11 protein-coding genes are annotated in these 13,616 nt (G+C 72.3%); 3 read left to right on the top strand and 8 right to left on the bottom strand.

What is annotated here, in order from left to right; genetic code table 11:
* Position 1: 1 nt before the first annotated feature.
* The 4 genes from IG05_RS0117830 to IG05_RS0117815 form a co-directional block, all read right to left on the bottom strand.
* Entirely contained in the window at positions 2–751 is a 750-nt protein-coding gene (locus IG05_RS0117830; protein WP_030343683.1) for an MIP/aquaporin family protein, read from the bottom strand.
* 345 nt (positions 752–1,096) lie between these two features.
* Positions 1,097–2,749: a GGDEF domain-containing protein gene (locus IG05_RS0117825; RefSeq protein WP_030343681.1), complete on the bottom strand. Its 1,653-nt coding sequence runs from the start codon at positions 2,747–2,749 to the stop codon at positions 1,097–1,099.
* 132 nt (positions 2,750–2,881) lie between these two features.
* Positions 2,882–4,072 carry a lipid-transfer protein gene (locus IG05_RS0117820; protein ID WP_030343679.1) on the bottom strand — a complete coding sequence of 397 codons (1,191 nt, stop codon included), beginning with the start codon at positions 4,070–4,072 and terminating at the stop codon, positions 2,882–2,884.
* Positions 4,069–4,521: a Zn-ribbon domain-containing OB-fold protein gene (locus IG05_RS0117815; RefSeq protein ID WP_199808338.1), complete on the bottom strand. Its 453-nt coding sequence runs from the start codon at positions 4,519–4,521 to the stop codon at positions 4,069–4,071. Before IG05_RS0117815 ends, IG05_RS0117820 begins: the two co-directional genes overlap by 4 nt.
* 224 nt (positions 4,522–4,745) lie before the next feature.
* On the opposite strand from IG05_RS0117815, the gene IG05_RS0117810 reads away from it, so the two are divergent.
* Positions 4,746–5,282 carry an NUDIX domain-containing protein gene (locus IG05_RS0117810; protein ID WP_030343675.1) on the top strand — a complete coding sequence of 179 codons (537 nt, stop codon included), beginning with the start codon at positions 4,746–4,748 and terminating at the stop codon, positions 5,280–5,282.
* A 10-nt stretch (positions 5,283–5,292) separates the two neighbouring features.
* Here the strand turns inward: IG05_RS0117810 and IG05_RS0117805 are convergent, their stop codons facing one another.
* Positions 5,293–7,653, bottom strand: coding sequence for a glycoside hydrolase family 31 protein (locus IG05_RS0117805; RefSeq protein ID WP_030343673.1), 2,361 nt, complete (start codon positions 7,651–7,653; stop codon positions 5,293–5,295).
* A 215-nt stretch (positions 7,654–7,868) separates the two neighbouring features.
* On the opposite strand from IG05_RS0117805, the gene IG05_RS0117800 reads away from it, so the two are divergent.
* Positions 7,869–9,845: an acetoacetate--CoA ligase gene (locus IG05_RS0117800; RefSeq protein ID WP_030343671.1), complete on the top strand. Its 1,977-nt coding sequence runs from the start codon at positions 7,869–7,871 to the stop codon at positions 9,843–9,845.
* A 166-nt stretch (positions 9,846–10,011) separates the two neighbouring features.
* The gene (locus IG05_RS0117795; RefSeq protein WP_030343669.1) at positions 10,012–10,905 is read left to right on the top strand and encodes a hypothetical protein; all 894 of its coding nucleotides are present in this window, start codon (positions 10,012–10,014) and stop codon (positions 10,903–10,905) included.
* Positions 10,906–10,991: 86 nt separating this feature from the next.
* Here the strand turns inward: IG05_RS0117795 and ptsP are convergent, their stop codons facing one another.
* The 3 genes from ptsP to IG05_RS49360 form a co-directional block, all read right to left on the bottom strand.
* Positions 10,992–12,662 carry a phosphoenolpyruvate--protein phosphotransferase gene (gene ptsP / locus IG05_RS0117790; RefSeq protein ID WP_030343668.1) on the bottom strand — a complete coding sequence of 557 codons (1,671 nt, stop codon included), beginning with the start codon at positions 12,660–12,662 and terminating at the stop codon, positions 10,992–10,994.
* A gap of 77 nt (positions 12,663–12,739) precedes the next feature.
* The gene (locus IG05_RS0117785) at positions 12,740–13,189 is read right to left on the bottom strand and encodes a PTS sugar transporter subunit IIA (RefSeq protein ID WP_030343665.1); all 450 of its coding nucleotides are present in this window, start codon (positions 13,187–13,189) and stop codon (positions 12,740–12,742) included.
* Positions 13,190–13,346: 157 nt separating this feature from the next.
* Positions 13,347–13,616, bottom strand: a 270-nt coding sequence (locus IG05_RS49360) for a hypothetical protein (RefSeq protein WP_234335918.1), incomplete at its 5' end; no start/stop codon positions are given.

The raw sequence follows: 13,616 nt of genomic DNA, 5'->3' as shown, positions 1-13,616 counted from the left end.
ATCAGAAGGCCACGTTGTAGACCAGGCCGGCCAGTGCTCCGCCGATGAGCGGGCCGACGACCGGTATCCAGGCGTAACCCCAGTCGGAGCCGCCCTTGTTGGGGATCGGCAGGAAGGCGTGCACGAGGCGCGGGCCGAGGTCGCGGGCCGGGTTGATGGCATAGCCGGTGGGGCCGCCGAGGGAGAGGCCGATGCCGACGACGAGCAGGGAGACGATCAGGACGGTGATGCCGGATTCACCGAGCCCCTTGGTCAGACCGAAGGCGAGGACCGGCAGGACCAGCGCGACGGTCGCGATGACCTCGGTGACGAGATTGGCGACGGGGTTCCGGATCTCCGGGATGGTGGAGAAGACGCCCAGCGTCGGCACGGGTCCGCCGGCGGTGCCGTCGGTGGTGCCTTCCGTGCGGACGTTGGCCTGGAACTGGGCGAGGTACACCAGATACGCCAGCACGGCGCCGAGCATCGCGCCGACGATCTGTCCGAGCAGGTACACCCAGACCTTGCCCCACTTGCCGGTGTCCACGGCGATGCCGATGGTGACCGCAGGATTGAGCTGACCGCCGGAGAGGGGAGCGGCGGTGTACGCGCCCGCGAGCACGCCGAAGCCCCAGCCGAAGGCGATCACGATCCACCCCGAGGCCCGCGCCTTGGAGTGCCTGAGGGTGACGGCGGCGCAGACGCCGGCGCCGAACAGGATCAGGATCGCGGTACCGATGACCTCGCCGACGAAGATGTCTCCGTTGCTCATGGCGGCTCCCTTGGCGCCGGTACGGGGCGACCGGCCCCGGCCCTTGCAGGACGGTTCCCTTGGCGACTTCAGCCGAAGGCAGGGAGGGCCCCGCGCCCCGCCCGGCGTCCGTGACGAGCGTGCCGTCGCAGCCGGATCGCCCTGGGAGGCCGGGCCGTGGAGCAGGACAGACCTGTTCCGCTGTGCCTGATAACGCCGAGAATGTACGGCGATGTCGGCTGCCACCGGGAAGTGTTCACCGGCTCCGAGGGGGCGTCAAGGCTGTCGGCGACGACGGTGACACCGGGTGTTCCCCGGCTCGGGCGCCAACGGATCCGCCGCAAGGGGCGCCTGCTAGGGGGCCGTTCACCACCGTGGCTCGGCGGCCACGTATCCGGCCCGCGCCGAGGTCTGGCCGGAGCCGCCGCGCAGGACCTCGTGGCCCGGTGCCCCGGCGCGCCCGAGGACCCAGCTCGCGCCGTCGAGCGCCTTGGCGGCCTTCTTGAGCGGAGCGAGCTGGGCGGCGGCCTGGTGATGGTCGCCCACGCTGCCGGGGCCGCAGACGACGGTCGCCAGGGAGAGGGTCACCGGTCGCCCGCCCGCCGCCCAAGCAACGTCCAGCACGGCGGCCGCAAGCGGACCGAGCGCCTCCTCGTCGGCCAGGACCAGGAAGTCGTCACCGCCGATGTGCCCCACGCGCGCGTGCCCCGCGACCGCCTGCTGGAGGGCGCGGCCCACCGCGCGGATCAGCTCGTCGCCCGCGGCGAATCCGGCACCGTCGTTGACCTGCTTGAAGTGATCGATGTCCAGCCAGCTGAGGGCGAACGGCCGCCCCTCGGAGATCCGCCGGTCCACCTCACCCAGGATCGCGTCCGAACCGGGCAGCCGGGTCAGCGGGTTGAGCCCCGCGGCCTCCTCGACCCGGCTCTCGGCCAGTGCCCGCACCAGATCCGCCAGCCGTACGACCCCCACGCACCGGCCGTGTGCGTCGACCACCGCCACGTCGTCCGAGGTGCGGTCCCGGCCCCCGACCGCCACGACGTCCAGCACCTCCCAGGCCGTCGCGTCGACACCGACCGTGCGGGGCGCGTCGCCCAGCTTGAAGGCCGGCCGGTCGGCGTACAGGGCGTGTCCGTAGCGGCCCGACATCGACAGCAGGAAGCGGGAGCGGTGCACCGACCGGACGGGCCGGCCGGACGCGTCCACCAGGAGCACCCCCGAGACGTCCGGGGAACCGGTCAGCAGTGCCCGGACCTGCCCTGCGGAGGCGGTCCGCGGCAGCAGGGCGGCGGGCCGCACGAACTCCCGCACCGAGGGCCCGGAGCGGGGCGCGGCGACGACATCGGGGACCAGCGGCGGAACGTATACGTCCGCCGCGGGGATCCGGGCCGGGGGCGCGAGCAGCTCGCCCTGGGCCAGCTGCGCGCCGGCCGACACGGCCGCCGCACACTGGAGTTCCGTCTCCACGCCCTCCACCACGAGCAGGGCGCCCAGTTCCTCGCACAGGGTCCGCATCGCCCGCACCGCGGCCGGCCGGGCCAGCAGCGAGGCGTCGAGCTTGACCAGGTCGGGGGAGAGGTCGGTGAGCAGCCTGAGCGGTACGTCGCCGTCGCCGATGCCGTCCGCGCTGATCCGGAAGCCCTGCTCGCGCAGCGTGGCCACCGCCTCCAGCAGGGCCCGCTGGGGCACGTGCGTGTAGGGCGGCACGATGTCGAGCGTCACCTCCCAGGCCATGCGCCCCGCCGCGCGCACGGCGTCGTGCAGTGGTGTGAGGCCGCCGAGGTCGGCGAGCGTGGCCGCGAACACGTTCAGGTGCAGCGGCAGCAGCGTCTCCTTGCGGGCCGCCGCCCGGAGCGCCAGCACGGCCAGCCGGGCGTCCAGCTCGGGATCCCGGCGGGCTTCGGCCAGGACGTCGCCGGTCTCCGGGCGGGCGAGTGTCTCCAGTGCGGCGACCGCGCCCGTCCTCAGGTTGACCACCGGCTGGAAGGCGAAGCGGAGAGTATCCGTCCAGGACTGCACGGGAGCATGATTGCGCTGCCCGCCCACGCCCAGGCCCAGTTCATGAGACGTTCACACAGGATTCCCGGGTGCTCACCCAGCGTGAAAGCCTTGCGCATCCCTCGCGGCGCACACGGCCCCGCCCGGCTGCCCTCACCGCACGGCGACCACCGAGGAACCGTGTCCGAACAGCCCTTGGTTGGCGGTGATGCCCACCCGCGCCCCGGCGACCTGACGATCACCCGCCACGCCTCTCAACTGCCAGGTCAGCTCGCACACCTGGGCGATGGCCTGGGCCGGCACCGCCTCACCGAAGGAGGCCAGCCCGCCGCTGGTGTTCACGGGTATCCGGCCGCCCGGGGCGGTCGCGCCTTCTCGGAGCAGCTTGGCACCCTCGCCCTCGCCGCACAGCCCCAGATCCTCGTACCACTGCAACTCCAGTGCGGTGGACAGGTCGTACACCTCTGCCAGGGACAGGTCCTCGGGGCCGATGCCCGCCTCCTCGTACGCGGACTCGGCGATGGACGCCCGGAAGGTCCCTTCTGGGGGCGCCACCGCCACCGCGGAGTCCGTGGCGATGTCCGGCAGGTCCAGCACCGTGTTCGGGAAGCGGGGGGTGACCGTCGACACCGCCCGGATCCGCACCGGCCTGGCGACACCGTGCCGGTGCGCGAAATCAAGGCTGGACAGCACCAGGGCGGCCCCGCCGTCGGAGGTGGCGCAGATGTCCAGCAGCCGCAGCGGATCCGCGACCACGGCGGAGGCGGCCACCTCCTCGGCGGTGACCCGCTTGCGGTACCGGGCGTACGGGTTGAGCGCCCCCAGCGCGGCGTTCTTCACCTTGACCCGCGCGAAATCCTCCGGGGTGTCTCCGTGGACCGCCATCCGCCGTCGCGCGTACAGCCCGAAGTAAGCCGGGTTCGTCGCGCCCAGCAGGCGAAAACGCAGCCAGTCCGGATCGTCGGGCCGGTCCCCGCCCGCGGGCCGGAAGAATCCCTTGGGCGCGGCGTCCGCACCGACCACGAGCACGACGTCCGCGAGACCGGCGAGGATCTGCGCGCGCGCCGCGGCAACGGCCTGGGCCCCGGACGCGCACGCCGCGTACACGCTGGTCACCGTGGCTCCCTGCCAGCCCAGGGCCTTGGCGAACGTGGCCCCCGCGACATGCCCCGGATACCCGCCGCGCACCGTGTCCGCGCCCACCACGGAACCGACGTCCCGCCAGTCGAGGCCGGCGTCCACGAGCGCCGCGCGGGCCGCCGCCGTCCCGTACTCCACGAAGCCGCGGCCCCACTTGCCCCACGGGTGCATGCCCGCGCCGAGCACCGCCACGTCCTTCGTCATGCCGCCACCCCCGTCGGCCGCCAGTGCCAGATCGTCCAGGCCGTCTCCGTGTCCTCGTCCTCGTGCAGCACCCCCGGGACGACCTGTACCTCCATGCCCACCGTCAGATCGGCGACGGTGACCCCGAGAGCAGCCTGCCCCAGCACCACGACCCGCTCGGCCTCCAGCTCCACCGCGATCAACGCGTACGGCTCCCACGGAAGTTCCCGGTTGCTCACATAGGGTGACGGTGGACGGTACCGGGTGTCGGTGTACGACCAGATCCGCCCCCTTCGTGACAGGGGAGTCTCCTCCAGGGCGCCGCCAGGACAGTTCGGGTTGCGGCAGCGGACGTCCTCGCGCGGGAAGAACACCGTGGCGCACGCCGTGCAGCGAGTGCCCAGGAGCCGGAAGTCATCACCCTCACCGGTGAACCATCCGGCGATCGCCGGCCTGTGTGTGTACGGCAACGTTCCTCCCGACTAAGGTGTCTGACGGATCGTCAGAAGTGTGTCACGGGCCCCCGGAAATGGGCAGGGCGATTCTGTGAACCGAACGGCCCCGAACGGCGTCGTGATACAGGAGGGGTGGCCGGGATCGACGGGGGTGATTCCGGCCGCCCCTTCCCGATTCGCCCGTTCCTGGCAGGTCACAGCCGGAACACGTTCCTCTTCTGATCGGATACAGTCCGCGCGTGTCCGAAACTCAGCACCCCACTGCCAATTCCGCGCCGGACTCCCACTGTTCGAGCTGCGGAGCGCCCTATGGGGAGGGCGTTTCCGGATGGCCGCGCGCCTGTCCGTCCTGCGGCACCGTCGCCTACCGCAACCCGCTGCCGGTCGCGATCGCACTCCAGCCCGTGTACGACACCAAGGGCACGGCCCTGGTCGTCATCACCCGGACCGTCGCCCCCGCGCGCGGGGGCACCGCCCTGCCCGGCGGTTACATCGACGACCGCGAGGACTGGAAGCAGGCCGTCGTACGCGAACTCGAGGAAGAGACCGGCATCGACGCGGCCGCCCGCGACGTGCGGCTCGTGGACGCCATGAGCTCACCCGACGGACACCTGCTGCTGTTCGGACTGCTCCCGGAACGCCCGGCCGACGCACTGCCGTCCTCCGCCCCCACGGACGAGACCGAGGGCTGGCGGCTGCTGCGCAGGCCCGAGGAACTCGCCTTCCCGCTGCACACCGTGGCCGTCAGGGCATGGTTCGAGGGCCGCTACGTGTGAACCGGGCGCTTCAGCCCAGCCCCCGCACGCGCACCGGGTAGGGCGGTTCGGCCACACCGTCCTCCCGGTCCCGGGTGACCACCACCCGGCCGCCGTGCCGACGCGCGACGTAACGTTCGATCTCCGGCTCGTCCCAGCCGTCGCCCGCGTCCGGCACCACGATGCCGCCCCCGGTGCGCCCGCGCGCGGGCGCCCACACCTCCAGCTCCAGGCCGCCGCCGGCACCCCGCACCGGGATCACCGCTCCCGCGCGCGCGAGCACCGGTATCCGGGACAGGGGAGCGTCCAGAAGGACCTGGGCCGGCCCCTCGTAGGCCTCCTCGGTCACCGTGTCGTACCAGCGGCCCCGCGGCAGGCGCACCGCGCGCCGCTCGGCACCCGGGTCCAGCACCGGGGCCACCAGGAGCCCGTCGCCCAGCAGAAACGTGTCCTCGCAGTCGCGCAGCGCCCGGTCCTCCGGCGCCCCCCACCACAGCGGCCGGACATAGGGCGCACCGGTCCGCCGGGCCAGATGCGCCAGCGTCAGGAAGTACGGCAGCAGCCGACGGCGTTCCAGCAGCGCCCCGCGCGCGTGCTCCAGCACCTCGGCACCGAACTCCCAGGGCTCCCGGCGCCCCGCCCGCAGACCCGCGTGGGTGCGGAACAGCGGCAGGTACGCGCCCAGCTGGAACCACCGCAGATACAGCTCCGGCGACGGACTGCCGTCGAAACCGCCCACATCCGGACCCGAGTACGGCACCCCGCACAGCCCGAGCCCCAGCACCAGCGACAGCGACGCCCGCAACCCCGGCCAGCCCGTGGCCACGTCCCCCGACCACGTGCCCCCGTACCGCTGCAGCCCCGCCCAGCCCGAGCGGGAGAACAGGAAGGGCCGCTCCTGGGGCGCCAGCTCGCGCAGCCCCTCGTAGGCGGCCCGGGCCATGCACAGGGCGTACACGTTGTGCGCTTCCCGGTGGTCGCCGCCGCGCCCCTCCAGGGCGTGCCGCGCCGAACGCGGCAGCGTCGGCTCGCCGAAGGCGCTGAACGACGTCGGCTCGTTCATGTCGTGCCAGAACCCCGCGAAGCCCTGCGCCAGCCGCTCCTCGTACAACCCGCCCCACCACGCACGCACGCGCGGGTGCGTGAAATCCGGGAACACCGCCTCACCGGCCCACCCGACACCCTCTACCGTGCGGCCCTGCCCGTCCCGCACGAACGCGTCCACCGCCGCACCGCTCTCGTACACCGCGCCGCCCGGTTCCGCCCGCACCGCCGGATCGACGATCGACACCAGCCGGATCCCGTCCCGGCGCAGTTCCTCCGCCAGCACCGGCAGCTTCGGGAAACGCTCCTGGTCGACCGTGAACACCTGGTGGTCGTCGTAGTGATCGATGTCGAGGTGCACGGCGTCCAGCGGCAGCCCGTGCTCCTGATAGCCCGCGACGATCCGGCGCACCTCCTGCTCGCTGCCGAATCCCCACCGCGCGTGATGATGGCCCAGCGCCCACGCCGGCGGCAGCGCGGGCGCGCCGGTCAGCGCGGCCCATGTGAGCAGTACGCGCGCGGGAGTCCCCACCATCACCCAGCAGCGCAGCGGACCGCCGTCCATCCGCACCTCGCAAGCGCCCGTCCGGTCGTGCCCGGACCCGGCACCCTCCTCACCCTCCCGCAGGACGACCGTGCCGTCCCAGGTGGTGTCGTGGAACACCAGGTGCGTACCGGCATCCGCCACCACCAGCTGCACCGGCATCGTCAGGTACAGCGGATCCTCGCCGGGCCCGAACGCACGGCCGGGATCGGTGTTCCACAGCCGGTACCCGCCGTTCCGCAGCCGGGGACCGGACGCACGCCCGCCCAGCCCGAAGAACCGGGCGTCCGCCGGCACCTCCGACCGCTGCATCCACCGCGCCGCACCCCCGCCGACCGGCTCCCACCAGCGCGGCGGATGCTCCCGCCGCAGCGTCACCCCGCCCGGCGTGCACACCTCGACCGCGCCGTGCCGCGACACGACGACCGTCACGCGCTCCGCCACCACCCGCCAGCCGCCGTCCTTGTCCGGCTCCAGCACCGCCCGCGGGTCCGGCTCCGGACCGCTCCCCGCGAGCGCGTACGACGGCTGCGGGCCCGCCCCGTCCCACCCCCAGAAGACCGCCCCGTTCGCCGCCACGACGATCCGCAGCTCGGAGCGGCCGAACCGGATCAGACCGCCCCCGGGAGCCGGCTCCACTTCCCGCACCTGCCCCGGCACACGGGCCCGCTCGGGTCTCCGCCGTGGCAGCCCGGCGGCGTCGATACGCCTCCGGCGCCAGGCCGCCCGCACGGTCCGCAACCCCCGAGCCGCCCGCCCCGAACCGACCACACTCACCGAACGCACCAGGTCACGACCGTCCATGCTGCTCACCCTGCCATTGAGCGCCCCACGCGCGCGTGTCGTTCAACTGCCGTTCACCCGTGCCTGCGCCACATCTTCATGACACGGACTATGTGGGGCGCACCCTGGTGCAGAAGTCGATCACATGGCATCGTCCCTGTCAGCCGCGTCACGCGCACACCCCAGCCCGTGCGCGGACCGACGCACACGACGCGCACAGCCCGGGAGCCGCACCAATGTCGACCGCGAACCCCCAGCCGCTCTGGCAGCCCGATCCCCAGCGGATCGCCCAGGCCCGCATCACCCGGTTCCAGGCGTGGGCCGCCGAACACCACGGCGCCCCGGCCGAGGGCGGGTACCCGGCCCTGCACCGGTGGTCCGTGGACCAGCTGGAGACCTTCTGGAAGGCCCTCACCGAGTGGTTCGACGTGCGGTTCTCGACGCCCTACGCGCGCGTGCTCGGCGACCGCGCCATGCCCGGCGCCCAGTGGTTCCCCGGAGCCACCCTCAACTACGCCGAACACGCCCTGCGCGCCGCGGCCGACCGTGCCCACGAACCCGCCCTCCTCCACGTGGACGAGACGCACGAACCGCGTCCGGTGACCTGGTCCGAACTGCGCCGCCAGGTGGGCTCCCTCGCCGCCGAGCTCCGCGCCCTCGGCGTACGCCCCGGCGACCGCGTCAGCGGCTATCTCCCGAACATCCCCCAGGCCGTCGTCGCCCTCCTGGCCTCGGCCGCCGTGGGCGCCGTCTGGACCTCGTGCGCCCCCGACTTCGGCGCCCGCAGCGTCCTCGACCGCTTCCAGCAGGTCGAACCCGTCGTCCTGTTCACCGTCGACGGCTACCGCTACGGCGGCAAGGAGCACGACCGCCGCGAGACCGTCGCCGAGCTGCGCCGCGAGCTGCCCACCCTGCGCGCCGTCGTCCACATCCCGCTGCTGGGCACCGAGACCCCCGAGGGCGCCCTGGAGTGGTCGGCGCTGACGGCGGGGGACACCGAGCCGGTCTTCGAACAGGTCCCGTTCGACCACCCGCTGTGGGTGCTGTACTCCTCGGGCACGACCGGCCTGCCCAAGGCCATCGTCCAGTCGCAGGGCGGCATCCTGGTCGAACACCTCAAGCAGCTCGGCCTGCACTGCGACCTCGGCCCCGAGGACCGTTTCTTCTGGTACACCTCGACCGGCTGGATGATGTGGAACTTCCTGGTCTCCGGACTGCTCACGGGGACCACGATCGTCCTGTACGACGGCAGCCCCGGCTACCCGGACACCGGGGCCCAGTGGCGGGTCGCCGAACGCACCCGAGCCACCCTCTACGGCACCTCCGCCGCCTACGTCATGGCCTGCCGCAAGGCCGGCGTCCACCCCGCCCGGGACTACGACCTGTCCACGGTGAAGTGCGTCGCCACCACCGGCTCCCCGCTGCCGCCCGACGGCTTCCGCTGGCTGCACGACGAGTTCGCCGAGAGGGGGGCCGCCCTGTGGATCGCCTCCGTCAGCGGCGGCACGGACGTCTGCTCCTGCTTCGCCGGCGCCGTACCCACCCTCCCGGTGTACACCGGCGAGCTCCAGGCCCCCGGCCTCGGCACCGACCTGCAGTCCTGGGACCCGAGCGGCAAGCCCCTCGTCGACGAGGTGGGCGAGCTGGTCGTCACCAACCCCATGCCGTCCATGCCCGTCCACTTCTGGAACGATCCCGACGGCCGCCGCTACCACGACAGCTACTTCGACACCTATCCCGGCGTCTGGCGCCACGGCGACTGGATCACCGTCACCTCACGGGGCACCGTCGTCATCCACGGTCGCTCCGACTCCACCCTCAACCGGCAGGGTGTCCGCATGGGCTCCGCCGACATCTACGAGGTCGTCGAGCGCCTGCCCGAGATCAGGGAATCCCTCGTCATCGGCATCGAACAGCCCGACGGCGGCTACTGGATGCCGCTGTTCGTGCACCTGGCGCCCGGCGCCGTCCTGGACGAGCCACTCCTGGACCGCGTCAAGCAGGCCATCCGCACACAGCTCTCACCGCGCCACATCCCCGACGAGATCATCGAGGTGCCCGGCATCCCGCACACCCTCACCGGCAAGCGCATCGAGGTCCCGGTCAAGCGCCTGCTCCAGGGCACCCCCCTGGACAAGGCCGTCAACCCCGGTTCCATCGACAACCTCGCCCTGCTGGGCTTCTACGAGGAACTCGCCCGCAAACGCGCCTGAGCCGAGCGGACGATCACCGTCCGCACCCACCTCCCCGAACTGCAGCATCGGCGGTGACCTGCACAAACACCCCCGCCGCTCGATCCACGACCACCGGCGGCGCGGCCATTGTCAGTGCCGCCGGTTACGGTGAGTGAGCACTGATCGACTGCGCATTGGGGGAATCATGGCGCACACCGACCACCAGACCATGCGACGCGTCCTGCGCCGCGAGATCGCCGGCACCGTCGGCGTACTCACCGACGACCACGACTTCCGCGCCATGCGGCGCTACCGCAGCTTCACCTTCGACGACCACACGACCTACCTCCGGCAACTGGAGGCCGTACTCAAGGCCCGGGCCGCCCAGGGCGCCCACACCACACTCGCCCTGTTCGACCCCGAGGACTACGCCGCCTACTGCGCCGACACCGGCCTCGACCCCGACGCCCCGGCCAGCCGCAGCCGGTTCACCGCGGAACTCGCCGCCAGCGGCCCCACCGTCCCCTACGACGGCCGCCCGCTCGCCGACCTCCTGCCCGCCCTCGTCGACGAAGCCGTCCGCCAGGCCACCTGGGAGTACGCCACCACGCTCCTGACCCGCCTCGGCCCCTGCCCGACCTGCGGCGAGGACATCGGCAGGGCCGCCTTCACCCGCGCCTCCGAACTCCTGGTCCGCATCCTCGACACCGCACCGCCCGGCGACCGCCACCTCGTCTGCACCGTCTCCGGACCACCGGACACCCTCGTCTCCGTCCTGCACGGCGACCAGGACCCCCACGGCGCGACCCGCCTGGACGAGGCCGAAGCCCTGGAATTCACCAGCGTCCTCGCCCTCGGCCTCGCGACCCGCAGCCCCGGCGGACTCGTCATGCGCACCAGCACGGCCGGCACCGCCGACCGCGTCTACGGCTGGCGACTGCGTGGCGGCGCCCTCGAACCGCTGACGGCGTCCGAAGTGTTCGACGCCTACTGCACCGACGTCGAAACCGGCGACCCCATCCCGCCCGAGTCCGGCGTCGACTACCGCGAGCCCCCCGCCCTCGGAGAGGAGAACACGGCACCCGGCCACCGCCACTGAGGGCGGGTCGGATACGAAAACGCCAGGGGCGTCCCGCCCGAAGGCAGGACGCCCCTGAACCGGCACACCCGAGGCGCCGCTACGGACTACTCGCCCGACAGCACCGCCTGCGCCGCACTGCGCGCCTCCCCGGCGCTGTCCGTCGCACGCGCCGCGGCCGCCGCCCGCTCGCACTGCGCCAGCGTGTACTTCGCCAGCGTGGCACGCACATAAGGAATCGACGCCGAACCCATGGACAGGGAGGTGACACCCAGACCGGTCAGCACACAGGCCAGCAGGGGATCGGACGCGGCCTCGCCGCACACCCCGCAGCTCTTGCCCTCGGCCTTGGCCGCCTCGGCGGACAGCGCCACCAGGTCCAGCAGCGCCGGCTGCCACGGGTCCTGCAGGCGTGACACCGCACCCACCTGCCGGTCCGCGGCGAACGTGTACTGCGCGAGGTCATTGGTCCCCAGCGACAGGAACTCGACCTCCTGCAGGATCGAACGCGCCCGCAGCGCGGCCGACGGGATCTCGACCATGGCACCGAACTTCGCCCGCAGCCCCGCCTCCCGGCAGGCGTCCGCGAAGGCCTTCGCGTCGCTGCGGTCCGCCACCATCGGCGCCATGACCTCAAGGTAGACGGGCAGCCCCTCGGCAGCCCTAGCCAGCGCCGTCAGCTGGGTGCGCAGAACCTCGGGGTGGTCGAGCAGCGTCCGCAGCCCCCGCACGCCCAGCGCCGGGTTCGGCTCGTCAGCCGGCGTCAGGAAGTCCAGCGGCTTGTCCGCGCCCGCGTCGAGCACACGCACGACCACCCGGCCTTCGGGGAACGCCTCCAGCACCTGCCGGTAGGCCTCCACCTGCTTCTCCTCGGAAGGAGCGTTCTTGCTGTCGTCCAGGAACAGGAACTCGGTACGGAACAGACCGACACCCTCGGCCCCGGCCTCCACGGCCGCCGGTACGTCCGCCGGCCCGCCCACGTTGGCGAGCAGCGGAACCTTGTGCCCGTCCGCGGTCGCACCGGGGCCCGTCGAAGCGGCCAGCGCGGCCTTGCGCTCGGCAGCCGCGGCCTCCAGCTCCGCCTTCTTCTCCTCGGTGGGGTTCACGAACACGTCACCGGTGCTGCCGTCGACAGCGATCACCGTGCCCTCGGCCAGCTCACCGGCACCGGGCAGGGCCACCACCGCGGGCACACCGAGCGCCCGCGCCAGGATGGCACTGTGACTGGTGGGACCGCCCTCCTCGGTCACGAAACCGAGGACCAGAGACGGGTCCAGCAGCGCCGTGTCGGCCGGAGCCAGGTCGCGGGCCACGAGAACGTAGGGCTGGTCGCTGTCCGGCACACCCGGCATCGGAACGCCCAGCAGCCGGGCGACGATACGATTCCGCACGTCATCCAGGTCGGCCACGCGCCCAGCGAGGTACTCTCCGGCACCGGCCAGCAGCTCCCGGTACGCCGCGAAGGCGTCGTACACGGCACGCTCGGCGGTGCTGCCGACGGCGATCCGCCGGTCCACGTCCGCCATCAGCTCCGGGTCCTGGGCCATCATGGCCTGCGCTTCCAGCACGGCCTGGGCCTCGCCCCCCGCCAGGTTGCCGCGCGCCATCAGGTCGGCGGCAACGGCGTCCACGGCCTGGCGGGCACGCCCCTGCTCCCGCTCCGCGTCCTCGGCGGGGATCTGCTTCGCCGGCGGCTCCAGCACCGCCGTACCCATGTGCCGTACCTCGCCGATCGCCACGCCATGGCTCACGCCGACGCCTCGCAGCGTTGTCTCCATCTCACCGTCTCCGATAGTGCGGCGGGTCCCGCCGCCGCGATGGTTGTCCTGTTCACCGTCTTACGACGGCACTGCCGTCAGTTCCAGGAGAAGAGGCTGTCGCCGGCCTTCACGTCACCGCTGTCACGGAGGTCGGCGAGAGCCTCGGCGGTGGCCTCCAGCGCGACGACCGGGCACACCGGGGACTTGCCAGCGGCCTCCACGGCGGCGGGGTTCCAGCGCACGACGGCCTGGCCGCGCGTCACGGTGTCGCCCTTGTTGACGAGCAGCTCGAAGCCCTCGCCGTTGAGCTGAACCGTGTCGATGCCGAGGTGGGTGAGCACACCGTGGCCGCTCTCGTCGACCACGACGAACGCGTGCGGGTGCAGGGAGACGATGACGCCGTCCACGGGCGCCACGGCCTCGGAGACCTCACGCACGGGGTCGATCGCGGTTCCCGGGCCGACCATGGCCCCGGAGAAGACCGGATCCGGCACTGCGGCCAGTCCGATGGCACGCCCGGCAAGAGGGGACGTCACGGTGGTCATGGGAAGCCTCCCAAGGAAGTGGAGCTGAATTATGGGCCGCCACTGGCAGTCCCGGACGGCGCTCTGAGCAGCAGCGTATGGCATGTGAAGCGGCCGTTCCGTACGGAAGCTACCACCTAGTGGTCTAGACCACCAGCCCAACGGATTTGCACCGCCTTCAAGGCCCCGTGTACAGTCGTACTCCTGCTGGGGGCGACGAGGTGTGCGACAGGGCCCTTGCTCCGGCAGCACCCAAACTTGTCAGATCCTTTCTCTGGATCTCCTTCTGCATGTTCGCAGGAGGGTGGTCAGAGAGACGGAAAAACCCTGATAGAGTTTGAAACACCGAAAGGGAAGCGCCCGGAGGAAAGCCCGAGAGGGTGAGTACAAAGGAAGCGACCGTTCCTTGAGAACTCAACAGCGTGCCAAAAATCAACGCCAGATATGT

This window comes from Streptomyces sp. NRRL S-1022 (genome assembly GCF_000720135.1).
GTDB lineage: Bacteria > Actinomycetota > Actinomycetes > Streptomycetales > Streptomycetaceae > Streptomyces.
The sequence above is the reverse complement of the archived record's forward strand: the minus strand, read 5'-3'. Positions and strand labels throughout refer to the sequence as shown.